This window comes from Saccharopolyspora mangrovi, from assembly GCF_035320975.1.
GTDB lineage: Bacteria > Actinomycetota > Actinomycetes > Mycobacteriales > Pseudonocardiaceae > Saccharopolyspora > Saccharopolyspora mangrovi.
This window is the reverse complement of sequence record NZ_JAWLNX010000008.1, coordinates 209624-233118: the sequence shown is the minus strand read 5'-3', so window position 1 is coordinate 233118 and position 23495 is coordinate 209624. Positions and strand designations below refer to the sequence as shown.

General features: G+C 70.0%; 20 protein-coding genes and 2 pseudogenes. 4 read left to right on the top strand and 18 right to left on the bottom strand.

Features of this window, described 5'->3' with window-relative positions; translation table 11 throughout:
* Positions 1 to 8 precede the first annotated feature (8 nt).
* Positions 9 to 485, top strand: coding sequence for a (2Fe-2S)-binding protein (locus R4I43_RS14330; RefSeq protein ID WP_324266102.1), 477 nt, complete (start codon positions 9 to 11; stop codon positions 483 to 485).
* Positions 486 to 633: 148 nt separating this feature from the next.
* Here the strand turns inward: R4I43_RS14330 and R4I43_RS14325 are convergent, their stop codons facing one another.
* Both R4I43_RS14325 and R4I43_RS14320 read right to left on the bottom strand, forming a co-directional pair.
* Positions 634 to 2073 carry an Nramp family divalent metal transporter gene (locus tag R4I43_RS14325; protein ID WP_324266101.1) on the bottom strand — a complete coding sequence of 480 codons (1440 nt, stop codon included), beginning with the start codon at positions 2071 to 2073 and terminating at the stop codon, positions 634 to 636.
* Positions 2074 to 2170: 97 nt separating this feature from the next.
* Positions 2171 to 3427 carry an MFS transporter gene (locus R4I43_RS14320; RefSeq protein ID WP_324266100.1) on the bottom strand — a complete coding sequence of 419 codons (1257 nt, stop codon included), beginning with the start codon at positions 3425 to 3427 and terminating at the stop codon, positions 2171 to 2173.
* Between the two features lie 1040 nt (positions 3428 to 4467).
* Here R4I43_RS14320 and R4I43_RS14315 point away from each other — a divergent pair.
* Positions 4468 to 4650: a PspC domain-containing protein gene (locus R4I43_RS14315; RefSeq protein ID WP_093416368.1), complete on the top strand. Its 183-nt coding sequence runs from the start codon at positions 4468 to 4470 to the stop codon at positions 4648 to 4650.
* Between the two features lie 52 nt (positions 4651 to 4702).
* Positions 4703 to 4933: pseudogene (locus R4I43_RS14310) on the top strand (LLM class flavin-dependent oxidoreductase); the annotation flags it as partial.
* Positions 4934 to 5515: 582 nt separating this feature from the next.
* Here R4I43_RS14310 and R4I43_RS14305 read toward each other — a convergent pair.
* From R4I43_RS14305 to R4I43_RS14245, 13 genes and pseudogenes are all read right to left on the bottom strand, one after another.
* Positions 5516 to 6586 (bottom strand): annotated as a pseudogene (locus R4I43_RS14305) (APC family permease); the annotation flags it as partial.
* Positions 6587 to 6663: 77 nt separating this feature from the next.
* Positions 6664 to 6822, bottom strand: a complete 159-nt coding sequence (locus R4I43_RS14300; RefSeq protein ID WP_324266099.1) for a hypothetical protein — start codon at positions 6820 to 6822, stop codon at positions 6664 to 6666.
* A 162-nt stretch (positions 6823 to 6984) separates the two neighbouring features.
* Positions 6985 to 7740 (bottom strand): ectoine/hydroxyectoine ABC transporter ATP-binding protein EhuA, encoded by a 756-nt coding sequence (gene ehuA / locus R4I43_RS14295; RefSeq protein ID WP_324266164.1) that lies wholly within the window; start codon positions 7738 to 7740, stop codon positions 6985 to 6987.
* 4 nt (positions 7741 to 7744) lie between these two features.
* On the bottom strand, positions 7745 to 8401 hold the full coding sequence (gene ehuD, locus R4I43_RS14290; RefSeq protein WP_324266098.1) for an ectoine/hydroxyectoine ABC transporter permease subunit EhuD: 657 nt from the start codon (positions 8399 to 8401) through the stop codon (positions 7745 to 7747).
* Positions 8398 to 9099, bottom strand: coding sequence for an ectoine/hydroxyectoine ABC transporter permease subunit EhuC (gene ehuC / locus R4I43_RS14285; protein WP_324266097.1), 702 nt, complete (start codon positions 9097 to 9099; stop codon positions 8398 to 8400). Before ehuC ends, ehuD begins: the two co-directional genes overlap by 4 nt.
* A gap of 6 nt (positions 9100 to 9105) precedes the next feature.
* Entirely contained in the window at positions 9106 to 9990 is an 885-nt protein-coding gene (ehuB, locus tag R4I43_RS14280) for an ectoine/hydroxyectoine ABC transporter substrate-binding protein EhuB (protein ID WP_324266096.1), read from the bottom strand.
* Positions 9991 to 10240: 250 nt separating this feature from the next.
* Positions 10241 to 11341: an acetate/propionate family kinase gene (locus R4I43_RS14275; protein ID WP_324266095.1), complete on the bottom strand. Its 1101-nt coding sequence runs from the start codon at positions 11339 to 11341 to the stop codon at positions 10241 to 10243.
* Complete coding sequence (locus R4I43_RS14270; RefSeq protein WP_324266163.1) at positions 11326 to 13701, bottom strand: phosphoketolase family protein; 2376 nt, start codon at positions 13699 to 13701, stop codon at positions 11326 to 11328. The genes R4I43_RS14275 and R4I43_RS14270 overlap by 16 nt, the downstream gene beginning before the upstream one ends.
* A gap of 135 nt (positions 13702 to 13836) precedes the next feature.
* Positions 13837 to 14898 (bottom strand): Gfo/Idh/MocA family protein, encoded by a 1062-nt coding sequence (locus tag R4I43_RS14265; protein ID WP_324266094.1) that lies wholly within the window; start codon positions 14896 to 14898, stop codon positions 13837 to 13839.
* Positions 14899 to 14944: 46 nt separating this feature from the next.
* The gene (locus R4I43_RS14260; protein ID WP_324266093.1) at positions 14945 to 15643 is read right to left on the bottom strand and encodes a response regulator transcription factor; all 699 of its coding nucleotides are present in this window, start codon (positions 15641 to 15643) and stop codon (positions 14945 to 14947) included.
* Positions 15644 to 15681: 38 nt separating this feature from the next.
* A complete protein-coding gene (locus R4I43_RS14255) occupies positions 15682 to 16923 on the bottom strand; it encodes a sensor histidine kinase (protein WP_324266092.1) in 1242 nt (413 codons plus the stop codon).
* A 217-nt stretch (positions 16924 to 17140) separates the two neighbouring features.
* Positions 17141 to 17770: an MBL fold metallo-hydrolase gene (locus R4I43_RS14250; RefSeq protein WP_324266091.1), complete on the bottom strand. Its 630-nt coding sequence runs from the start codon at positions 17768 to 17770 to the stop codon at positions 17141 to 17143.
* 28 nt (positions 17771 to 17798) lie between these two features.
* Positions 17799 to 18881, bottom strand: a complete 1083-nt coding sequence (locus tag R4I43_RS14245) for an S-(hydroxymethyl)mycothiol dehydrogenase (RefSeq protein WP_407691246.1) — start codon at positions 18879 to 18881, stop codon at positions 17799 to 17801.
* Between the two features lie 171 nt (positions 18882 to 19052).
* Here R4I43_RS14245 and R4I43_RS14240 point away from each other — a divergent pair, with 171 nt between their 5' ends.
* Complete coding sequence (locus R4I43_RS14240) at positions 19053 to 19853, top strand: SAM-dependent methyltransferase (RefSeq protein ID WP_324266089.1); 801 nt, start codon at positions 19053 to 19055, stop codon at positions 19851 to 19853.
* A 28-nt stretch (positions 19854 to 19881) separates the two neighbouring features.
* Here the strand turns inward: R4I43_RS14240 and R4I43_RS14235 are convergent, their stop codons facing one another.
* From R4I43_RS14235 to R4I43_RS14225, 3 genes are all read right to left on the bottom strand, one after another.
* Positions 19882 to 21042, bottom strand: a complete 1161-nt coding sequence (locus tag R4I43_RS14235) for an MFS transporter (RefSeq protein WP_324266088.1) — start codon at positions 21040 to 21042, stop codon at positions 19882 to 19884.
* Between the two features lie 75 nt (positions 21043 to 21117).
* Positions 21118 to 22311, bottom strand: a complete 1194-nt coding sequence (locus R4I43_RS14230) for an acyl-CoA dehydrogenase family protein (RefSeq protein WP_324266087.1) — start codon at positions 22309 to 22311, stop codon at positions 21118 to 21120.
* Positions 22308 to 23489: a CaiB/BaiF CoA transferase family protein gene (locus tag R4I43_RS14225; protein ID WP_324266086.1), complete on the bottom strand. Its 1182-nt coding sequence runs from the start codon at positions 23487 to 23489 to the stop codon at positions 22308 to 22310. Before R4I43_RS14225 ends, R4I43_RS14230 begins: the two co-directional genes overlap by 4 nt.
* Positions 23490 to 23495: the final 6 nt, after the last annotated feature.

Here is a 23495-nt window from a genome sequence, read left to right as displayed (position 1 = left end):
GATTTCTCGTGCCTGAGCACACTTTTCGACTCAACGGCGAACAGGTCACCGTCGACGTCGCCGACGACGTGCGGGTGCTGTGGGTGCTGCGCGACCTGCTGGGCGTGACCGGGCCGAAGTACGGCTGCGGCATCAACGTCTGCAAGGCCTGCACCAGCCACATCAACGGCAAGGCGTTCAACCCCTGCTCGGTCCAGGTGGGCGACATCTCCGCCGAGGACGAGATCACCACGATCGAGGGCCTGCCCGCCACGGCCAACGCCGAGCTGCACCCGATGCAGGAGGCGTGGCTGGAGCAGGACGTCGCGCAGTGCGGGTACTGCCAGCCGGGCCAGATCATGGCCGCGGTGGCGCTGGTCCGCCGCGCCTCGGCGGAGGGGCGGCAGGTCACCGAGGCCGACCTCGACACGATCCGCAACATCTGCCGCTGCGGCACCTACTTCCGCATCCGCGAAGCCATCAAGGCGGGCGCCGAAAAGATGTGACCCGCGCACGTCCAGCTCTGGACGAAACCGCAGGTGGGAGAGTTATCCTGGTGGTGCCGGCGGGCGCTCCGCGCTGGCACGTGGAGCATTCGATCCCCGCGCGGCGGAGCCTCCGGTCCGAGCGACCGGAGGCTTCCGCTGCGGTGGGTCAGCCGCCGAGCAGCTTGTCGATCTGCTGGTGGACGGTCAGGACCGCCAGCACTCCGAAGAGGATGATCGACCAGACCAGCGCGCCGAGGCGGACGCCGGAGACGCGGATCGGGGCGGGCAGCATCTTGCGGTTGATGGCGATCAGCAGTCCCGAGTAGATGAACATCATGACGCCGTTGGTGCAGGCCGAGATGATGGCCAGCAGCAGCGGCTGCCCCATGCCGACGGCGATGACGACCACCCCGACGGCGCACAGGCTCCACACCAAGATCGCGTAGATCTTGCTCTCGGAGGCGTCCGGGATGTAGCTCGTCTTGAGCACGTCCGCAGCGAGCCGGCAGGTGTAGTCAACGATGCCCAGGGCCGCCGCGAACAGCGAGAACGCGCCCACGACCCAGAAGAAGTAGCCGAACCAGCCGCCGACCATCGCCGACATCTTCTCGCCCTGGATGCGCAGGAACGACACGTCGTTCTCCAAGCCGGGGTGGCCGAAGACGGTGCCGTAGGCCAGCAGCGACATGAACATGATGGACAGGAACGTGATGGCCACGAAGGTCATCAGCTGTTCCTTGTTGGCGAAGCGCCACCACGCCTTCCAGCGGTCCAGGTTCTCGTCGGTGGACGGGAAGATGAACCCGGCCTGCCCGCGCGCCTCGGCCTGACCGGTCAGCGGGGAGACGATCTTCGGGACGTAGTGGCCCATCCCGAAGCCCTTCTCCCGGATCCAATTGCTCTGCACGAGGTTCTGACCACCACCGGCACCGGCGAAGGCAAGCGCGCCCATCAGCACCGCGAAACCGAGTTCGGCCGCCGGGAATCGGGGTTGCGTGACCACGGTGGGCAGCGCCTGCCAAGTATCGGCGCCGATCACGAACAGCGCGCCGATCGCGATGAGCACCACGATCGCGGCGACCTTGAGCATCTCCGCGCGCTCCAGCGCCGTGTAGACGGCCGGTGCGAGAGTGAGGATCAGCGCCACCACCAGCAGGATTCCTACGGCGACCAAGGATTTGTCCCCACCGACCGCGTAGGTGATCAGTGTTGCCGAGCTCGTCGCCCACGCGGGCCACAGGTTGGCGAACAGGGCCATGCTCGCGAACACCAGGCCCCAGTGCTTCCACAGCCTGCTGAAGCCGGTCACCGCGGTCTCACCGGTGGCCAGCGTGTAGCGCTCGATCTCCATGTTCAGGAAGTACTGCGTGACCAGGCCCAGCAGCGCCGCCCACACGAAGGTCAGCCCGACCTGGGAGGTGATGTAGGGGAAGAGGATGAACTCACCGGTGGCCAGGCCGACGCCCGCCGCGACGATGCCCGGGCCGATCAACCGCCACTGGTTGCGCGGCGGCGCCGGCAGGTCGCGCACCTGCGGTTGCGGGATGTACTTGTCGGGGAACGCCTTCGCCGGGCTCACCGGGCTCGCCTCGTTGCGATCTGCCATCGTCGGCACCCTTGCTCGTGGTTGTGCTTGTCGTACGAGAAGGGCCAAAAGTAAGGGCCCGAACAGCACCCGCGCCGAAAAGTAATGCTTTCGTCGCCTACGCCGGTTCCTTCGAGATCTCCGGTGTCGCCACCACCCCGACGGGGCGTCCGACCAGGAGGGCGTAGCTGAGGGCGGCGAGGATCGCGATGCCGCTGGCCGCCAGCAGCGCCATCACGTACGGTCCCGTCTGGTCGACGATGATGCCGGTGATCAGCGGTGCGAAGGCCCCGCCGAAGTAGCCGCCGAAGTTCTGCAGGCTTCCCAGCGACGCGGTGATCCGCTCGCTGCCCGCGGTGGCCGCCAGCGACCAGGCGCCCGCGCTCGCGGAGTTCATGAAGAACTGCGCCAGCGAGATGCACACCAGCGCCAGCGTGGTGCTGGGGGTCAGCGCCACCGGGATCGTGCAGAGGCCGCCGACGAGGAGCCCGGTGCAGATCGGGACCTTCCGCGCAGTCATCGTCGAAACACTCCGGCGCACCAGCAGATCGCCGAAGGCCCCGCCGACGAGCATGCCGAGGGTCCCGGCCAGGTACGGCACGACCAGCGCGATGCCGGTGTCGGCCACGCTGAGCCCGCGCTCGCTCTCCAGGTAGGCGGGCAGCCACGTCAGGTAGAGGTAGATCGAGTAGATGATGCCGGTGAAGCCCAGGACCATGCCCCAGGTCGTGCGGTGCCGCAGCAGCCCCGCCCACTCCCGCACCGACACGGGCACCGGCTGCTGCTCGTCGGCCGCCGGGCCTCGGTCGCGGTGAACGGCGAACCAGATCAGCGCGAGCACGATGCCTGCCACGCCGGCGACGACGAACATCGCGCGCCACCCGTAGGCCAGCATCAGCCAGGTCAGCAGCGGCGGCGCGATCGCGGGCGCGATGGTGGAGGCGGCGTTGAACAAGCCGACGGGAAGCCCGCGCGATTCGCGCGGCCACCACTCCGAGACCACCTTCGCCCCGCCGGGAAAGGCCGGGGCTTCACCGAGCCCGAGGACGACGCGGCCGAACAGCATCTGCTTGAAGTTCACGGCCAGGCCGCAGAACGCCTGCGCCACCGACCACAGCAGAAGGCCTCCGCCGAGCACCCGCCGCGTCCCGAACCGGTCGAGCAGTCCACCGGCGGGCAGCTGGGCGAAGGCGTAGGCCCAGGAGAACACCGACAGCAGCAGACCCATCTCGGTCGGCCCGATGCCGAAGTCGTGCTGCACGCTGTGGTTGGCGATGGCCAGCGTGCTGCGGTCGATGTAGTTGACGATGCCGATGAGCAGCAGCATCACCATCAGCACGATCCGCATCCGCCGGATTCCGGCTGGTGCTCCCAAGGTCCACCTCCTGGACGACGTTGTCCACGCGGCGCGACCATAAGCACCCGAACACCAACCCGGAGACGACCTTTCAGGCGTTCGGGCGGGTTTTCGCCGGGACGACCGGACAAAAGCGACCAGGACTCGGACGTTTCGGGCGGATCACCGCTCCCCCAGCGCCTTCGACGCCGATTCGTTCCGCTTCACCGCGCGCTCGTGCTCCTGGCGCGCGGCCTTGAGGTCCCGGCGCCGGTCGCGCAGCTCCGACTCGGCGTCGGCCAGCTCCTCGCGCAGGCGTTCGCAACGCTCCTGCGCCTCCTGGCAGGCCGCTTCGGCGCTCCGCAGGGATTCCGCCGAGGCGTCGAGGTGCTGTTCGGTGTCCCGCAACCGGTTCCGCAGTTCCAGCAGCTCCGCTTCGCCGGTGTCCTTCTCCTTCTTGGCGGGGCGTTTCGGGCTCGACCCCTGCCCGGTGGCCTGGCGGCGGATCGCTGCCACGGCGAGGTCGTCGAGGCCGAAGCCGCTGTACTCGAGGGGCTTGGTGAGGGTCGCCTCCTGGACCTCGGCGGCGGCTTCGGGGGCGGACAGGGCGGCGGTGAGCGTCTGGGAGATCTGCTCGCGGCCGGATTCGGCGATCTTGTGGCCGCGTTCGGCCGCGAGGTTCATCGCCAGGCCGGTGAGGTGGTCGAGCAGCCGGGTGCGTTCGGCGGCCAGTTCGCGCAGCTCGTCACCGCGCAGTTCGCGCTGGGCGTTGCGGAGCCGTTCGCCGAGGTCGAGCAGGGCGCGCAGCTCGTCGGGCTCGCGGTCGGCGAGGAGGTTCACCGCCCAGGCGGCGGTGGTGGGTTTGCGCAGCTTCTTGATCCGCTCGGCCAGGTCGGCATCGCCGGACTCGCGGGCGCGCGCGGCGGCGGAGTCGCGGGCGGTGATGAATTCCACCGGGTCGCCGGTGAGCAGTTCGCGTGCCACTTTCCGCAGGTCCACACCCCCCAACCTGCCACCGCCGGGGCTCGCGCGCGAGGTGCGCGTTGGCGAGATCGTCGGCGCGCGGGCAGGCTGGGGACATGACGGCATTGGAGCGTCCTCGCAACGGAAAGATGATCGCCGGCGTGTGCGCGGGCCTCGCCCACCGGTTCGGTTTGCCCGTGTTCCTGGTGCGGCTGGCCTTCGTGGTCTCGTGCATCCTGCCCGGCCCGCAGTTCGTGCTCTACATCCTGCTGTGGATCTTGCTGCCGAAGGCCCGGTGAAGCTCACAGCCGCCTGCCGGAATCTCTGGTTCCGGCAGGCGTTGCACGTGAGGTGACTCCTCGCCTGTCCGTGCTGGACCGCTCGCACATCCCCGTCGGCGGCAACGCCCAGGAGGCGCTGCGGGAGACGGTGCGCTTCGCGCAGGAGGTCGAGCGGCTCGGCTACCACCGGTTCTGGGTCGCCGAGCACCACGGCGTGCCCGGCGTCGCCGGGGCCGCCCCCACCGTGCTCGCGGCCGCGGTCGACGTCGCGGTGGTGGCTGGAGTCGAGCTGCCAGGGCACGCTGACCACCGCCACGCCGGGTTCGAAGCGCAGCCGCCAGGTCAAGCGCAGGGCGCTCTGGTTGTGCAGCAGCCCCTCCCACCAGTGCCCGACGACGTAGTCCGGGATGCAGACGCACACCAGGTCGCGCGGGCCGGAACGGCGGAGCTCCTTGATGCGGCGCACGACCGGCCGGGTGATCTCCCGGTACGGCGACTCCACGACCTCCAGCGGGACGTCGATGCCGAGGCGCTCCCACTCGCTGCGCAGCAGGTGCGTGTCGGCCTCGTCGACCTCGACGGTCAGCGCGGTCAGCGTGTCGGGACGGGTGGCGCGGGCGAAAGCCAGCGCGCGCAGCGTCGGTTTGTGCACCGTGGACACCAGCACGACGGCGTGCACCCGGTTGGGCTCGATCAGCTCGCCCGACTCCGGTTCCAGCTCGCGCCGCACCTGCCGGTAGTGCCGGTGGATGCCGCGCATCAGCAGGAACAGCAGCGGGATCGCCAGCACGACCAGGTAGGCGCCGTGGGTGAACTTGGTGACCAGCACGACGCACAGCACCGTCGCGGTCAGCGCCGCGCCCACGGCGTTGATCAGCCGGGACCGGTGGATCCGGGCGCGATCACCGGACTCGCGCAGCTCGTGGTTCCAGTGCCGCACCATGCCCACCTGGCACAGCATGAAGGACGCGAACACGCCGACGATGTAGAGCTGGATCAGCGCGGTCACCGAACCGCCGAAGGCCGCGATCAGGGCGATCGCGACCGCGCCCAGCAGGATGATGCCGTTGGAGTGCGCCAGCCGGTCGCCGCGGGTGTGCAGCTGACGCGGCAGGTAGCGGCGCTGGGCCAGCAGCGACCCGAGCATCGGGAAGCCGTTGAAGGCGGTGTTGGCCGCCAGCACCAGGATCAGCGCCGCAGCGGCCTGCACCACGTAGAACATGACGCTGCCGTCGCCGAACACCGCGGCCGCCAGCTGCGCGATCACAGTCCGCTGACCGCTGCTGCGGCAGTCACCGGGGAAGCCGATCAGGTCGCACGGGTTCTCCGCGACCCGGACCCCGGAGATCACGGCGAGCGCCATGACGCCGCTGAACAGCCCGATCGCCAGGCCGCCCACGACGAGCATGGTGCGCCCGGCGTTGCGCTCCTTGGGGCGGCGGAAGGCCGGGACTCCGTTGGAGATCGCCTCGACACCGGTCAGCGCGGTGCAGCCGGAGGCGAACGCGCGCAGCAGCAGGAACACCAGCGCGAGTCCGGTCAGGTCGGTCTGCTCGGGCCGGATGCCCCACCCGGCGCTCTCGGCCACCGGCGGATGACCGGCCGCCGTCTGCACGAGCCCGACCAGCACCGTCAGCCCCATCGCGGTGACGAACAGGTAGGTCGGCACGGCGAAGGCGCGGCCCGACTCGCGCGCGCCGCGCAGGTTCAGCGCGGACAGCAGCAGCACCACGCCGACCGCCAGCCACACCCGCGACGGGTGCAGCGCGGGCACGGCGGAGACCAGGTTGTCCACGCCCGCGGCGACCGAGACGGCCACCGTCATCACGTAGTCGACCATCAGCGCGGCGGCCACCACCAGGCTCGCGTTGCGGCTGAGGTTGCGCGCGGCGACCACGTAGGACCCGCCACCGCTGGGATAGGCGTGCACCACCTGCCGGTAGGAGGCAACCACGACCGCCAGCAGCAGCACGACGCCCAACCCCACCCACGGCGCCAGGTGCAGCACCGCCAGCCCGCCCAGGGACAGGATCAGCAGGTCTCCTGGGTGGCGTAGGTGACCGAGGACAGCGGGTCGCTGGCGAAGACCGGCAGCGCGAGCCGCTTGGGCAGCAACGTCTCGCGCATCCGGTCGCTGCGCACCGGAGGCCCGAGCACGAGGCGCTTGACCACCTGCCGGAACGACGCCACCGACGCAGGCTAGGTTCGCGCTCGCCACCCCACCGACGGACTACTCCGTGCGAGTGGTCTTCCGGATTTCAACGGAAGTCGAGAACCCGATTTCAATGGAAATCGGGTCCCTGATTTCCATTGAAATCCGGTCGCCTCCGGCGGGACCGGTGCAGGGGGAAGTCATTTGCGTTCGAGGACGGCTTTAAGGAAGCGCTGGGTTCGTTCGTGCTGGGGGTTCTGCAGGATCTGCGACGGGGGTCCGGATTCGACGACCGAGCCGGAGTCGAACATCAGCACGCGGTCGGAGATCTCCTCGGCGAAGCGCATCTCGTGGGTGACCAGCAGCATCGTCATGGCCGTGGTGTGCGCGAGGTCGCGGATGACCGCGAGGACCTCGCCGATGAGCTCCGGGTCGAGCGCGGAGGTGACCTCGTCGAAGAGCATCACCTTGGGCCGCATGGCCAGGGCGCGGGCGATGGCGACGCGCTGCTGCTGCCCGCCGGAGAGCTGGCCGGGCTTGTGCGACATGTGCTTCTCCAGCCCGACTAGCTGCAGCAGCTCGACGGCGCGCTGAGCGGCCTCGTCGCGGCTCATGCCCAGCACCTGCACCGGCGAGAGCGTCACGTTGTCCAGCACGGTCATGTGCGGGAACAGGTTGAAGTGCTGGAAGACCATGCCGATCGTGCGCCGCACCTCGGCCTGCTCCTTGGCGTTGAACCGCGCGCCCTCGCGGCAGTCCCACAGCGGCTTCCCGTCGACCTCGATCAGCCCGGTGTCGGGGTTCTCCAGCGTCATCAGCAGCCGCAGGATGGTGGTCTTGCCGGAGCCGCTGGGGCCGATGATCGACACCTTCTCCCCCGGCGCCACCGTCAGGTCGAGTTCGCGCAGCACGTGGTTGTCCCCGAAGGACTTCCCCACGCCTGCGAAGGAGATCATCGCCTCATCTGGGGTGGGCAAGACGCAGCTCCAATCGTTTGATCAGCCTCGCGGCGGGCAGGCTGACCGCCAGGAACAGCAGGGCGGCGATCGTCATCGGCTCCAGGTAGCGGTAGCTGCTGGATCCGATGGCGGTCGCGTGCCCGAGCAGTTCGAAGACCGTGATGGCGTGCAGGATCGCGGAGTCCTTGAACATCTGCACCAGGTAGTTGCCCAGCGCCGGGATGACGTCGCGGATCGCCTGCGGCAGGATCACGAACCGCCAGCGCTGCCAGTTCGACAGGCTCAGCGCGCTGCACGCCTCCCACTGCCCGACCGCCACGCCCTGGATGCCGGCGCGGTAGACCTCGGCGGTGTAGGCGCTGTAGTTGAGCCCGATCACGACGATGCCGGTGATCATCGGCGAGAACTGCACGCCGACGCTCGGCAGCACGAAGAACGCGAAGTAGGCCTGCACCAGCAGCGGCGTGCCGCGCACGAACAGCACGTAGAAGGTGAACAGCTTGCTGATCACCGGCACCTCGGAGTAGCGCACCACGGCCACGAACAGGCCAACGACCAGCGCGATCGCCATGCCCACCAGCGTGATCTGCACGGTGACCCACAGGCCCTGCAGCAGGAACGGCACGATCTGCGCCGCGAACGACCAGTCCCAGATCACGACATCACCCGCCGATCCGGCAGCACCCGCTGCCAGAAGGTCCGCGCCCGCGCGGGCCTGGTCGGGTCCACGCGCCGCTCCAGCCACGAGGAGCCGAGCGACAACGCGTAGGCGACGACGAAGTAGAGCACCAGGATCGTGCCGAACACCGCGGCGGTGGCGCCGGTGGTGTTGCGGACCATCTGCGCGGTGAAGGTCAGGTCGGCGACGGTCACCAGCGACACCAGCGAGGTGTTCTTGAGCAGGTCGACCATCACGTTGCCGAACGGCGGGATCATCGCCGGAACCGCCTGCGGCAGGATGACGAACCGCATCCGTTGGTAGGGGCTCAGGCTCAGCGCGATGGCGCCTTCCCGCTGACCGCGCGGCAGCGCGGTGATCGCGCCGCGCACGATCTCCGCGCCGTAGGCCCCCTCGTTGAGGCCGAGCGCGAGGATCGCCGCGGCGAACGGCACCAGCTGGATCCCGAAGAACGGCAGGGCGAAGAACAGCCAGAACAGCTGGACCAGCATCGACGTGCCCCGGAATACCTCGGTGAACACCGCCGCGGGCCAGCGCAGCCAGCGGCGAGGTGACATCCGGGCGATGCCGGCGGCGAAGGCGACCACCACCGCGAGCACCATTCCGGCGATGGTGAGCGCGATGGTGATCAGCAGACCTTCGCCGAGCAGCGGGAGGTACGGGAGGATCTCCGACATGGGCGGCTAGCCCGCTACGGAGCAGAGCTGGTCGCGGTTGACCGACCGCACCGCATCCCCGGAGAAACCCCACTTGGCGAGGATCTGGTCGAACTCGGGGGTGGCCTTGAGCGCCTTGAGCTGTTCGTCGTAGGCGGCGACCACGTCGGCGTCGGCTTGCCGGAAACCCGCCCCGGACCCGGTTTGCTGCACGTCGGTGATGGCGCCGGTGATCTCGATGCCCTCGGTCTTGAGGGCGTTGAGCGACAGGGTCGGCAGGAAGAACGCGTCGGCGCGGCCTGCCTGCACGGCTTCGATCCCGCTGCGGCCGTCGGGGATGTTGACGACCTGCGAGGCCGGAACTCCGGCGGTTTTGAGCGCGCCGTCTTCGAATCCGCCCGGCAGCACCGCGATCTTCAACGCGGGATCGGCTTTCACCGCCGCGACTCCGGTGAGCCTCTTCGGGTTCCCGGCCGGGACGGCGAACGATTCGGTGGACACGATTTGCGGTTCGGAGTACCGGATCTGGCTGCATCGGGACTGCTTCATGAACAACCCGGCGGCGATAATGTCCCACCGGCTCGCGTTGAGCCCCGGGATCATCGATTCGTAGGGGGTGACGATCCCTTCGATCCGCGGCACGCCCATCCGCTTGAGCACGGCGGCGACCACGTCCGGTTCGGCTCCGGTGACGCTGCCGTCCGGGTTGATCTGCGTGTACGGCGGTTCGTTGGCGATCGCGATCCGCGCGTAACCCTGCTGCTTGAACCTGTCCAAGGTGGACCCGGTCGGTTCTCCGGTTCCGGGTTGGGTGAAGGTGCATCCGTTGAGCAGTCCGGCGGCCGGCAGGGCGAGTGCCGCCGCTCCACCGGCGCGGAGCAACTGTCGTCGGGACATTTCGGTCCTGCGCATCGGCCCAAACCTCCCCTAGTGCATCGCCCATTAGAGTGATGCTGTTGGGCAGTGACCGTAAGACGCCCATTTGTCCGTGTCAACGCGAAAACGGACGGTCACGCGTAACCGATCGGTTTCTTAGAATTGCGCGCAGATGCCGACCAGCACCGCATTTCCAGCGCAAACACGGGAACGCCGAACCCCGCTCCAGAAGCGGATGGGAGTCGTTCACATCGCGATTCAACACGGACGGGTGAAGGTCGGAGCGTCACCCGAAGACGGCGACCGCGACGCGCGATTGCCGCGCGATCTCCAGGTCTTCCCGCGCCCGCACGACGACGCTGCGCGCGGCGGCGCCCGCGGCGCTGATCTCTCCCTCCTGCGCGTGGATGTTGCGCGCCGGATCGATCGCCGCCCCGGCGAACACCAGGGCCGATCCGACCGCCGCGCGCACCGGCGGCTGGTGCTCGCCGATCCCGCCGGTGAACACCAGCAGGTCCAGCCCGCCGAGCACCGCCAGCATCGCCCCGGCGTGCCGCACCAGGCTGTGCCGGTGGACGTCGAAAGCCGTTGCCGCGTCGGCGTCCCCGTTCTCCCTGGCCTCCAGCACCTCGCGGAGGTCGCCAGATCCCCCGGACAGCCCGGCGATTCCGGAACGCCTCGCGAGCGTCTCGAAGACCTCTTGCGGCTCAACGCCTTTGGCGTCGATGAGCCAGCCGATGAGCCCGGGGTCGATGCTGCCGCTGCGGGTGTTCATCACCAGCCCCTCCTCGGGGGTGAAGCCCATCGTGGTGTCCACGCAGCGACCGTCGAGCACCGCCGCCATCGACGCCCCGGCCCCCAGGTGGCAGCTCAGCACCTTCCCGCGCCCGGGTTGCAGCCCGGCCAGCTCAGCCCCCCGCTGAACCGCGTAGGAGTGCGAGAGACCGTGAAAACCATAGCGGCGCAAGCCGTATCGCTCGTTCCACGCGCGCGGCAGCGCGTAGGTGGCGGCTGCGGTGGGCAGCCGCGCGTGGAAGGCGGTGTCCACGCACGCCACCGAAGGCACCCCGGGCGCGATCCGCCGCGCCACCCGGATCCCCTCGAGCGCGCGCGGCTGGTGCAGCGGTGCCAGGTCGGTCAGCGAAGCCAGGTACTCCTGCACCTCGTCGTCGACGACCGTCGCCTCGGTGACCCGGTCGCCGCCGTGCACCACCCGGTGCCCGATGACCTCGGCACCGTGCTCGTCGAGGAATTCCGCGATCGGCTCCGGCTCACCGCCCCAGCTCTCGACCTGCTGCTCTTCGACGAGTTCGTCGCCGTCGAGCAGTGCGAGCTTGAGGCTGCTGGACCCCGCGTTGACCGTCAGCACCCTCACCGGCCCGGCCACACCCACTCCCGGATCTCCGGCATGTCCTCGCCGTGCGTGGAGACGTAGTGCCGGTGCTCGATCAGCTTGGTCTTCAACGCCTCCCGCGCGTACGCGGCGCGCGGGCCGAGCCGGGGAACCCGGTCGATGACGTCGATGGCCAGGTTGAAACGGTCGATCTGGTTGAGCACGCACATGTCGAACGGCGTGGTCGTGGTGCCCTCCTCCTTGTAGCCGCGCACGTGCATGTTCTCGTGGTTGCGGCGCCGGTAGGTCAGCCGGTGGATCAGCCACGGGTAGCCGTGGTAGTTGAAGATCACCGGGCGGTCTCGGGTGAACAGGCTGTCGAATTCGGCGTCGGACAGGCCGTGCGGGTGCTCGCGCTCGTCCTGCAGCCGCATCAGGTCGACCACGTTGACCACGCGGATCCGCAGGTCCGGGAACTCCCGCAGCAGCAGGTCCACGGCGGCGAGGGTTTCCATCGTGGGCACGTCGCCCGCGCACCCCATCACCACGTCGGGGTCGCCGTCGGCGTCGCTGGAGGCCCAGTCCCAGATCCCGATCCCCTTGGTGCAGTGCACCACCGCCGACTCCACGTCCAGGTACTGCGGAGCCGGCTGCTTGCCCGCGACGACGACGTTGATGTAGTCGCGGCTGCGCAGGCAGTGGTCGACCACCGACAGCAGGGTGTTGGCGTCCGGCGGCAGGTAGACCCGCACCACCTGGGCCTTCTTGTTCACCACGTGGTCGATGAATCCCGGGTCCTGGTGCGAGAAACCGTTGTGGTCCTGCCGCCACACGTGCGAGGTCAGCAGGTAGTTCAGCGACGCGATGGGCTGCCGCCAGGCCAGCCCGCCGGTGACCTTCAGCCACTTGGCGTGCTGGTTGACCATCGAGTCCACGATGTGCGCGAAGGCCTCGTAGCAGGAGAAGAACCCGTGCCTACCGGTGAGCAGGTAGCCCTCCAGCCAGCCTTGGCAGGTGTGCTCGGAGAGCACCTCCATGACCCGGCCGTCGCGGGAGAGCGAGTCGTCACCGGGCAGGGTCTCGGCCGCCCAGGTGCGCGAGGTGGCCTCCAGGATCGCGCCCAGCCGGTTGGAGTTGTTCTCGTCGGGCGCGAAGACCCGGAAGTTGCGCTCGCTCTCGTTCAACCGCATCACGTCGCGCAGGAACCGGCCGAGCACGCGGGTGGCCTCACCCGTCGTCGCGCCCGGTTGTTCGACCTCCACGGCGTAGTCGCGGAACTCCGGCAGCCGCAGCGCCCGCAGCAGGTGACCGCCGTTGGCGTGCGGGCTGGCGCTCATCCGCCGGTCACCGGCGGGGTTGTGCTCGCGGATCTTGCGCACCGGCGCGCCCGAGGGCTCGAACAGCTCCCCGGGCTCGTAGCTGCGCATCCAGGATTCCAGCAGCCACAGGTGTTCGGGGTTTCCGCGCGGATCGGTGATCGGGACCTGGTGCGCCCGCCAGGTCCCGGCGACGTGCTTGCCGTCGACGGTGTCGGGCCCGGTCCAGCCCTTCGGGGTGCGCAGCACGATCATCGGCCACCGCGGCCGCTGGCCGACCCCTTCGCGCCGGGCGCGCCGCTGGATGGCGCTGATCTCGTCGAGGCAGCGGTCCAGCGTCGCGGCGAACAGGTGGTGCATCGGCACCGGTTCCTCGCCCGCGACGAGGTAGGGCTCGTAGCCGAAACCGCGCAGCATGCTGAGCAGTTCTTCGTCGGGGATGCGCGCCAGCACAGCGGGATTGGAGATCTTGTAGCCGTTGAGGTGCAGGATCGGCAGCACCGCCCCGTCGGTGACGGGGTTGAGGAACTTGTTGGCGTGCCAGCTGGTCGCCAGCGGCCCCGTCTCGGCTTCGCCGTCGCCGATGACGCAGGGCACGATCAGGTCCGGGTTGTCGAACACCGCCCCGAACGCGTGCGACAGCGAGTAGCCGAGCTCGCCGCCCTCGTGGATGGAGCCCGGCGTCTCCGGCGCGACGTGGCTGGGAACGCCGCCGGGGAAGGAGAACTGGGTGACCAGCCGCTTCAGGCCCTCGTTGTCCTGGGCGACGTCGGGGTAGATCTCGCTGTAGGTGCCCTCCAGCCACGCCGCCGCAACCAGCCCCGGACCGCCGTGGCCGGGGCCGATCACGTACATCATGGCCACGTCGCGCATCCGGATCACGCGGTTGAGGTGCGCGTAGATGAAGTTCAGCCCCGGCGTGGTCCCCCAGTGCCCGAGCAACCGCGGTTTGATGTGCTCGGGACGCAGCGGTTCCCGCAGCAGCGGGTTGTCCATCAGGTAGATCTGCCCGGCCGACAGGAAGTTGGCCGCCCGCCACCACAGCTGCAACCCGTCGAGCTCCTGCGGATCCAGGTGCTCGGTCACCGCGGGCGTCATGGTCCACCCGGCCTCGGCGACCTCAGCGTCACTGCTCATTCCCGCCCCCGAACGTCGGCCCACACCACTCAGCGTGGTGGTCCGGCACGAGCGCGCAACTCGGGGTGACGGTGAACGGCCGCCGAGACGTGCGGGTCAGAGGAGGCGTTCGACGGTGTGGTTGTCAGCCGAGCGCTGAGCTGCGGCGATGATCTCCAGCGCGGTCACCGCGTCGGCGGGGTCCACCGGGGCCGGGGCGCGGGCGGTGAGGGCTTCGACGACGCCGTCGTAGAAGGCCTGGTAGGCACCGGGTTCGCTGGGGACCGTGCGGGTGGTCTCGCCGTCGCCGAGTTCGCCCCAGATCTCCTCGGGCTCGCGGCCCCAGGTGTCGTCGACGGGACGCCTGCCCGCGCGGAGGGCGTCCTCCTGCGGATCGGTGCCGTGCTTGGTGAACGTGCCCTGGTCGCCCAGGACGCGCAGGCGCGGTCCGGGCACCGCCGCGAGCTTGCTCATCCACAGGTGCGAGCGGACGCCGTTGGCGTGGGTCAGCGAGACGAACGAGTCGTCGTCGGCGCGCACTCCCGGCCTGCGGCGGTCGATCTCGGCGTAGACCGAGGCGACCGGGCCGAACAGCTGCAGGGCCTGGTCGATGAGGTGGCTGCCCAGGTCGTAGAGCAGGCCGGCCACGTCCTCGGCACCGCCGGAGTCGCGCCAGGTCGGCTTGGGCTTCGGCGACCAGCGGTCGAAGCGGGACTCGAACCGGTGCACCCGCCCCAGCTCCCCGCTGGCCAGCACCTTGCGGACGGTGCGGATGTCGCTGTCCCAGCGCCGGTTCTGGAACACCGTCAGCAGCAGGCCCCGATCGCGGGCGTGCTCGATGAGGTCGCGGCCTTCCTCCGCGGTCGGGGTGAACGGCTTGTCCACCACGACCGGCACGCCCGCGTCCAGCGCGGCCCTGGCCAGCTCGGCGTGCGTGCGGTTCGGGGTCGTGATGACCACCAGGTCCGGTTCGCGCGCGAACAGCGCGTCCATGTCCGGCACCGGCTCGGTGCCCGGGAGGTCGGCGCGCACCTGCGCCTGCCGTTCCGGGTTGGAGGTGACCACCGCGTCCAGCCGCAACCGCGGGTGAGCGGCGATCAGCGGCGCGTGGAAGATCGCCCCGCCGGAGCCGTAACCGACGAGTCCGACCTTCAGTTCTTGCTGTTCCGAGCCGTGCATGTCCCCATTAGACACGCCGCTCCACACGTCGCCCCGGGCCGGGGCGCTACGCCGAGACCTCGGTCGGCGGGCGGGCGTTGTCCTGACCCGGGCAGACCAGGCCGGTCTCGTAGGCGAGGATCACCAGCTGGGTGCGCGAGGAGATCTGCAGCTTCTGCATCACGTGGTACAGGTGCGACTTCACGGTCAGCTCGGCCAGCCCGAGGTTGCGGGCGATCTCGGCGTTGGAGCCGCCCCGCGCGACCTCCAGCAGCACGTCCACCTCGCGCTCGGTGAGCACCGACAGCTCGCTGCGCGCGTCGCGCACGCCCAGCGCGGCGAAGCGCTGCAGCAGCCGCTTGGTCACCCGGGGCGCGAGCAGCGCTTCCCCCGCTGCGACCGTGTGCACGGCCTTGACCAGCTCTTCCGGGCTGGCGTCCTTGAGCAGGAAGCCGCTGGCCCCGGCGCGCAGCGCGCCGTAGACGTACTCGTCGAGGTCGTGCACGGTCAGCATGATCACGGCCGTCTCGCCGCCCGTCTCGGCGAGGATCTCCTGCGCCGCGGCGATGCCGTCCTTGCCCGGCATCCGCACGTCCAGCAGCACCACGTCCGGACGTCTGCGGCGCACCGCCGCGACCGCCGAGTCGCCGTCCGACGCTTCGGCGAGGACCCGCAGACCCGGTTCGTTGGACAGCAGCGCGACCAGTCCGGCGCGGATCATCGCTTGGTCATCGGCAACCAGGACGGTCGTCTCCGCAGTCCCCACCGAAGCCTCCTAGGTCCTGGCGGCCTGCCATTTACGGCTCAGGCCAGGTCCGAATTTTCCGGGCACGGTAACACGGCCTCGAGGCGAAAACCGTTCATGACGGGATGTGCTGTCAAGGTTCCGCCCAGCAGCGCAACGCGTTCCCGCAGCCCGATCAACCCGTGACCCGACTGTTGGAACGCAGGCCGCTGCACCTGCTCGTCGAACGCGCTCAGCTCGTTGGTCACCTCGATGCGCAGAGTCGTCGCGCAGTACTCCACCAGCACCCGCGCGCGCCCCTCCCCGGCGTGCTTGAGCACGTTGGTCATCGCCTCCTGGACGATGCGGTAGGCCGTCATCTCGACACCCGGCCCGAGCTCGCGCACGGGGCCGCGCCGATCCAGCTTCCAGGTCACCTGCCCGCCGCGCACCGAATCGACCAGGGCGTCCAACCCGTCCAGGGTGGGCGTGGGCTGCCAGTCGATGGTCTCCTTGCCGCTGGAATCGCGTTCGCGCAGCGCGGTGAGCATGTCGCGCATCTCCCCCAGCGCGCCCCGCGAGCTGCTCTCCAGCTCCTGCAGCGTCTGCCTGGCGTGGTCGGGGTCGCGGTCGATCACCGCCCGCGCGACGCCCGCGCGCAGCGCCACCACCGACAGGTTGTGCGAGACGATGTCGTGGAACTCCCGGGCGATGCGGGCGCGCTCGATCGACGCGGCGTCGGCCGCCAGCTGGTCCCGCGCGTCGTCCAGCAGCGCCAAGGTGCGTTCCAGCTGCTCGGCGCGCCTGCGCCCGATCTGCACCGCGTAGGCCAGGCCGACGACGATCACCAGGTTCACCACCGCCCCGACGACCCGCAGGGCGCCCATCAGCGGGCCCATCCCGTAGGCGATCGCGTCCGAGACCGGGTAGCACATCGCCAGCGCGGCGGCGGCCACCATCATCGGCGGGGTGCTGCGCACGCACACCGAGTACACCGCGACCTGGATGACCAGGTTCAGCGCGCCGATGCTCAGCTGGAAGGCGGTCAGCCCTACCGTCGTCGCGATCAGCACGAACAGCACCGTCCACGGCGCCCGGCGGCGCAGCGTCAGCAGCAGGCCGGCCGGACCGCCGATGGCCATCGGCACCCACCAGGGGATCGACGGCGGGTGCTCGGCCAGCGCTGCGTCGAAGACGTAGAGCAGCGAGGCCGCCAGCACGAACGCGACCTCGAAGAGCGTGACGCGATGGGTCAGCACCCACTTCCAGAGCCCCGACCGGGAGCGGGTGAACACCAGCCTGCCGACGACCTGATCGACCATCGCACCTGCCTGTCTGCAACGGGGCTCGCGGAACCGCGCACGGCTCCGCCGGCAACGCGTACCGCGGACACCGGGTCGGGGTCCCGGCCTCCGCCGCACGCCGCACCCGCCACACCGGCAAACCGGACGGCGGGCACACGATCTTGCCCGTCGTCCGGCATCGACTCATCAGTCGAAGGTGGGAGTCTAGAACGCTGCGTGTAGTACTGGCGACTGATCAGTGCCCGCGTGCCACCCATTCGTCGAATTGCGGACGCACTTCACCAATGGTCGTCGACTCTCCGTGTCCAGGACGGACCTCGGTCTCCGGTGGCAGCGGCAGCAGCCGGTCCCGGATCGACCCGGTGATCACCCCGAAGTCCGAGTAGGACCGCCCGGTCGCGCCCGGACCACCGGCGAACAACGTGTCGCCGGTGAACACCACGCCCAGCTCCGGGGCGTGGAAGCACACCGCACCGGGCGCGTGCCCCGGCGTGTGCAGCACGTGCAGCTCGCCGCCGCCGACCTCGATCACCTGGCCGTCGGCCAGCTGCCGGTCCGGCTCGCGATCGGCGTGGGTCATGTTCCACAGCACCAGGTCGTCCGGGTGCAGGTGGATCGGGGCGCCTACGGCGTCGGCGAGCTCCGGAGCCTCGCGCACGTGGTCGTCGTGGGCGTGCGTGCACAGCACGGCGCGCACGGCGCGGTCACCGATCAGCTCTCGGATCGCGGCCACGTCGTGCGGCGCGTCGAGCACCACGCACTCGGTGTCGTCACCGACGACCCAGACGTTGTTGTCCACGTCGAAGGTCTGGCCGTCCAGCGAGAACGTCCCGGACGTCACCGCGTGGTCGATTCGCAGGGTCATGTTCACCACCGGGTTTCGGGTGCGGGGATCAGAAGTTCACCACGGAGCGGAGGACCTCGCCGCGGTGCATCTTCTCGAATGCCTGCTCCACCTGGTCGAGGGCGATCTCCTCGGTCACGAACTTCTCCAGCGGCAGCCTGCCCTGCTGGTGGAGCTCGACGAGCATCGGGAAGTCGCGCTCCGGCAGGCAGTCGCCGTACCAGGAGGACTTGATCGCCCCGCCGCGGCCGAAGACGTCCAGCAGCGGCAGGTCCAGCGTCATCTCCGGCGTCGGGACGCCGACCAGCACCACCGTCCCGGCCAGGTCGCGGGCGTAGAAGGCCTGCTTGAAGGTCTCCACCCGGCCGACCGCGTCGATCACCACGTCGGCGCCGAAACCACCGGTGAGCTCGCGGATCGCCTCGACGCTGTCCTGCTCGGCGGCGTTGACCGTGTGGGTGGCGCCGAAGTCCTCCGCCCAGCTCAACTTCTTCGGGTCGGTGTCCACGGCGATGATGCGCCGCGCTCCGGCCATCGCCGCACCGGCCACGGCGCCGTCCCCGACTCCCCCGCAGCCGATGACCGCGACGGTGTCGCCGGGCCCGACACCTCCGGTGTTGACCGCCGAGCCGATGCCCGCCATCACACCGCACCCCAGCAGACCCGCCACCGCGGCGCTGGCCGAGGGGTCCACCTTCGTGCACTGCCCGGCGTGGACCAGGGTCTTCTCCGCGAACGCGCCGATGCCCAGAGCCGGCTCCAGCGGGGTGCCGTCGGCGAGCGTCATCGGCTGCGCGGCGTTGTGGGTGTCGAAGCAGTACTGCGGCCTGCCGCGCTTGCAGGCCCGGCACACGCCGCACACCGCTCGCCAGTTGAGCACCACGAAGTCACCCGGCGCGACGTCGGTGACGCCCGCGCCGACCTGCTCGACGACGCCCGCGGCCTCGTGACCGAGCAGGAACGGGTAGTCGTCGCTGATGCCGCCCTCCCGGTAGTGCAGGTCGGTGTGGCAGACCCCGCAGGCCTGGACGCGCACCACCGCTTCACCCGGGCCCGGGTCCGGGACCTTGATCGTCACCACCTCGACCGGCCTTCCCCTGCCGGTCGAAACCACCGCCTGCACGTCGGACACGACTGCCTCCCGGGACCGCATCGTCTGGGTTTGGAGTGAAGGGCGCAGGCACATCGTCATATGCGCGCCCGGCCATCACAAGGCCTCCGTTGATCATTGCCCCCGATAGGCGTGAACACTCTCCGTGACATTTCGATTACTGTATGATTTTCGCGTAGAGGGAGGACGAGCATGGTCGACACGCGCAGCACGACTGTCCGGGAGATGGACATCGGCCGTCCCGCCGCGGCCCGGATGTTTGACGCGTTCCTCGGGGGTTGCCACAACTTCGGCGTGGAACGCTCGATCGTGGAGCGCATCGAGACGGCCCTGCCCGGCATCGCCGGCACGTACCGGGAGAACCGCGCGTTCCTGCGGCGCTCGGTGGAGTACCTGCTCGCGCACGGTGTGCGGCAGTTCCTCGACCTCGGCTCGGGGATCCCGACCATCGGCCACGTGCACGAGGTGGCACGCCGACGCACCCGCCACTTCCGGGTGGTTTACGTCGACAACGAACCGCTGACGGTCGCGCACAGCAAGCCGTTGCTCGCCGCCGACCTCAACGCGGCCATCACCTGCGCCGACATCCGCGATCCGCGGTCGGTGCTGGAGTCCGACGAGGTCCGGGCGCTGCTGAACCTCGACGAGCCGGTCGCGCTGCTGATGTCGGCGGTGCTGCACTTCATCCCCGACTCCGACCGCCCGGACGACCTGGTCGCGCAGTACCGGGACCGCCTCGTCCCGGGCAGCCACCTGTTGATCTCGCACGTCACCGACAGCCACGACCCGGTGCAGGCGCGCACCCTCGCGGACTTCTACGCGGAGACCGCGGACCCGCTGCACCTGCGCGACGTCGGGCGCATCGATTCCTTCTTCGGCGACTTCACCCCGGTCCCGCCGGGAGCGACCCACCTCGCCGACTGGCGCCCCGACCCGGGCTCGCCCACGCCCTCGCCGTACCACCTCCTGCACGGCGGCATCGCCCGCAAGTGACCGGGCGCCTCGCGCGAAACGCAGCTGGTCAGCGGCGGACGAAGACGAGGAGCACGGCTGCCGTGATGGCGCAGGCGCCCGCGGCGATCCAGGCGCCGGTGAGGCCCGCGTGCTCGGCGATGAGGCCGAAGAGCAGCGGGCCGAGACTGCCGCCGAAGTAGATGCCGGTCTGGGTGAACGAGGTCGCGCTGGCGACCCGGTCCGGGGCGATCTTGGCGACCGCGAAGTTCAGCAGTCCCGGCCACGCCCAGCCCGCGCCGAAGCCGACCGCCACGCCGATCAGGAACACCGGCGGTGAGTCCACCGCCATCAGGCCGAAGCCCAGCGAACCGATCAGCAGCATCACCGTGATCACGCGGATCAGGTCGGGGTTCTTGCGGTCGGCGACCACGCCCGCGGCCAGCCGGATCGTCAGCCCCACCGCCGAGCCGAGCGACAGCACGAGCCCGGCCGCCCAGGGGCTGAAGCCGACCTCAACGGCCGTGGTCGTGACGAACGCGCCCAGCGCGTTGGCGGCCGCCGAGCCGAGACCTCCCGCGATCGCGATCAACAGCAGTGCGGTGAAGTTCCCGCCGGTGCCGCCCGCGCCGGGCCGGGTGGGCTCGGAGCGCTCCGCCTGCGGCAGCTTCGGCACCGCCACCGCCGCGAGCAGGCCGATCGCGCCTCCGATCAGGAAGACCCAGCGCCAGCCGATGGTGAGCGCGATGCCCGGCACCGCCACGCCCGCCAGCAGCGTCGCGACCGGGATCGACGACTGCTTCACGCCGAAGCCCATGCCCCGGTGGTGCGCCGGAACGCCCTGCGCGATCAGCAGGTTCGACGCCGGCTGCGCCAGCGAGTTGGGCAGCCCGGCCAGCCACAGCAGGCCCATCAGCCACACCGCGTTCGGTGCGGCCGACAGCCCGAACAGGCACAGCGAACTGCCCAGCACGCCGATGCGCATGCCGAGCCGGGCGCCGATGCGCTCGACGACCCAGCCCATGCCGCGCGAGGACACCGACGCCACGCCGAAGAACCCGGCCGCGCCCACGCCCAGCAGCGCCGCGCCGAAGCGCAGGTCCTGCTGCAGCTGCACGCCCAGTCCACCGACCAGGAACACCGGGAAGACACCGACGGTCACCACCGCGGCCACCGACGAGAGCACCCGCGGGATCCCGACGCTGCGCTGTCCGACCGCCACGGCTGACATCAAGACCCCCTAGTCCCAGGTCTGGTCAGCCTCCGACGCCGGACAATCCTTAGCAAGGCTAAGGTGACGAACGCGTCATCCCCGGAAGGCGGGAATCCCGGTCAGCGCCTGACCGATGGTCAGCGCGTGCATCTCGCTGGTGCCCTCGTAGGTCAGCACCGATTCCAGGTTCGTCATGTGCCGGATCACCGGGTACTCCAGCGAAATCCCGTTGGCGCCCAAGATGGTCCGCGCCGTGCGCGCGACCTCCAGCGCGCCGCGGACGTTGTCCAGCTTGCCGAAGCTGACCTGCTGCGGGCTCAGCTGACCGGCGTCCTTGCGCTTGCCCAGGTGCAGCGCCAGCAGCCGGCCGTTCTGCACCCGCACGGCCATGTCGGCGAGCTTGGCCTGGGTGAGCTGGAAACCACCGATCGGCCGGCCGAACTGCTCCCGGCTCGTGGCGTAGTCCAGCGCCGCCTCCAGGCAGCTGCGCCCGGCCCCGACCGAACCCCACACGATGCCGTAGCGGGCCTCGTTGAGGCAGGACAGCGGGCCGCGCAGGCCGGTAACCTCGGGCAGCACGGCGTCGGCGGGCAGCCGGACCTCGTCGAGCACCAGCTCGGCGGTCACCGAGGCGCGCAGCGACAGCTTGTGCTTGATCTCCGGAGCCGAGAAGCCGGGCGTGTCGGTGGGCACCACGAAGCCGCGCACGCCCTCCTCGGTCTGCGCCCAGACCACCGCGACCGAGGCGATGCTGCCGTTGGTGATCCACATCTTTCGACCGTTGAGGACCCAGTCGGAGCCGTCGCGGCGGGCCGCGGTGCGCATCGACGACGGGTCGGAGCCGTGGTCGGGCTCGGTCAGGCCGAAGCACCCGATCGCCTCACCGGCGGCCATCTGCGGCAGCCAGCGCTGCTTGTGCTCCTCCGACCCCCACCGCCAGATCGCGAACATCGCCAGGGACCCCTGCACCGACACCAGCGAGCGCAGGCCGGAATCGCAGGCTTCCAGCTCCTCGCAGGCGATTCCGTAGTCCACAGCGGACAGCCCGGCGCAGCCGTAGCCCTCCAGGTGCATGCCCAGCACGCCGAGCTTGCCCAGCTCGCGGGCCAGTTCGCGCGCCTGCGGGAACTCGCCGTTCTCGTACCACTCGGCGACGTGCGGCTGCACGTGGTCGCGGCACAGCGCGCGGACGCTGTCGCGGATCGCCAGCTGTTCCGGCGTGAACTCGGCGTCGATTCCCAGCGGGTCGTACGGGTCGAACTTGGGGCGGTTTCCACCGGCGCTCATTGCGGGTCCCTCCTGGACGAGATCGGGGGAAGCTGTTGTCCGGGGTCCTCCAACCACGCGAGGACCTCCTTGTCGTGCTGGCCCAGCAGCGGCGGCGGGGTCACCTCGGCGCTGCCGTGCCCGGAGAAGTCGATGGGCATCCGCACCTGCATCGCCGCTCCCCCGCCGGGATCGACCATCGGGCTCAGCCCCAGCGACTCGGCGTAGTGCACCGCCCGGGAGAGGTCGTTGACCTGCCCGCACGCGATGCCAACACCCTGCAACCGCTGCTGCCAGTCGGCGGCGGGACGCGCGCCGAGCACGTTCTCCAGCCGCCGCACCATCTCCTCGCGGTGGGCGACGCGCTGGGCGTTGGTGGCGAAGTCCGGGTCGTCGGACATCGACACCAGACCCAGCGCCTCGCAGAGCTTGCGGAACTGCGCGTCGTTGCCGACGGCGACGGCCAGGAAGGCGTCCTCGCAGCGCAGCGTCTCGTAGGGAGCGATGCTCGGGTGCTGGTTGCCCATCCGCTGCGGCGCGACACCGGTGGTCAGCAGGCTCGACATCTGGTTGGCCAGCGACCCCAGCAGGCTCGACATCAGGTTGACCTCGACGTGCTGGCCCTCACCGGTCCTGTCCCGGTGGCGCAGCGCGGCCATGATGCCCAGCGCCGCGTCCTTGCCGGTGAGCACGTCGACCACGGCGACGCCGACCTTCACGGGTGGGCGCTCGGGCTCGCCGGTGATGCTCATCAGCCCGCCGAGCGCCTGGACCACGAAGTCGTACCCGGGCAGATCGGCGCCCTGCTTGGAGCCGAAGCCGGAGATCGAGGTGTAGACCAGCCGCGGGTTGAGCTCGCGGGCGGAGTCGAAGTCCAGGCCGTGCTGGGCGAGCGAGCCGACCTTGAAGTTCTCCACCAGCACGTCGGCCCGCCGCACCAGCTCTCGTGCGGACTCCCGGTCCGCCGGGTCGGACAGGTCGAGGGCGATGCTGCGCTTGCCGCGGTTGACCGATTCGAAGTAGGCGGAGCTGTTCTCCGTCCAGGGCGGACCCCAGAAACGCGTGTCATCGCCCGACCCGGGCCGCTCCACCTTGATCACGGTGGCTCCGAGGTCGGCCAGCAGCATCGTCGCGTACGGCCCGGCCAGCACCCGGCTGAAGTCCGCGACGACCACGCCGTCCAGCGGCAGCGTTTCCATGATCCC

Excerpts from the sequence above, each read along its gene's own strand:
- R4I43_RS14250 (WP_324266091.1), bottom strand. The coding sequence starts at position 17,770 with ATGACCCTGCGAATCGACCACGCGGTGACGTCCGGGACGTTCTCGCTG.
- R4I43_RS14255 (WP_324266092.1), bottom strand. The coding sequence starts at position 16,923 with ATGGTCGATCAGGTCGTCGGCAGGCTGGTGTTCACCCGCTCCCGGTCG.
- R4I43_RS14230 (WP_324266087.1), bottom strand. The coding sequence starts at position 22,311 with ATGAGCGCCGGTGGAAACCGCCCCAAGTTCGACCCGTACGACCCGCTG.
- R4I43_RS14325 (WP_324266101.1), bottom strand. The coding sequence starts at position 2,073 with ATGGCAGATCGCAACGAGGCGAGCCCGGTGAGCCCGGCGAAGGCGTTC.
- ehuB (WP_324266096.1), bottom strand. The coding sequence starts at position 9,990 with ATGCGCAGGACCGAAATGTCCCGACGACAGTTGCTCCGCGCCGGTGGA.
- R4I43_RS14270 (WP_324266163.1), bottom strand. The coding sequence starts at position 13,701 with ATGACGCCCGCGGTGACCGAGCACCTGGATCCGCAGGAGCTCGACGGG.
- ehuC (WP_324266097.1), bottom strand. The coding sequence starts at position 9,099 with ATGTCGGAGATCCTCCCGTACCTCCCGCTGCTCGGCGAAGGTCTGCTG.
- R4I43_RS14315 (WP_093416368.1), top strand. The coding sequence starts at position 4,468 with ATGACGGCATTGGAGCGTCCTCGCAACGGAAAGATGATCGCCGGCGTG.
- R4I43_RS14235 (WP_324266088.1), bottom strand. The coding sequence starts at position 21,042 with ATGTCAGCCGTGGCGGTCGGACAGCGCAGCGTCGGGATCCCGCGGGTG.
- R4I43_RS14225 (WP_324266086.1), bottom strand. The coding sequence starts at position 23,489 with ATGGAAACGCTGCCGCTGGACGGCGTGGTCGTCGCGGACTTCAGCCGG.
- R4I43_RS14240 (WP_324266089.1), top strand. The coding sequence starts at position 19,053 with ATGGTCGACACGCGCAGCACGACTGTCCGGGAGATGGACATCGGCCGT.
- R4I43_RS14265 (WP_324266094.1), bottom strand. The coding sequence starts at position 14,898 with ATGCACGGCTCGGAACAGCAAGAACTGAAGGTCGGACTCGTCGGTTAC.
- ehuA (WP_324266164.1), bottom strand. The coding sequence starts at position 7,740 with ATGATCTCCTTCGCAGGCGTGGGGAAGTCCTTCGGGGACAACCACGTG.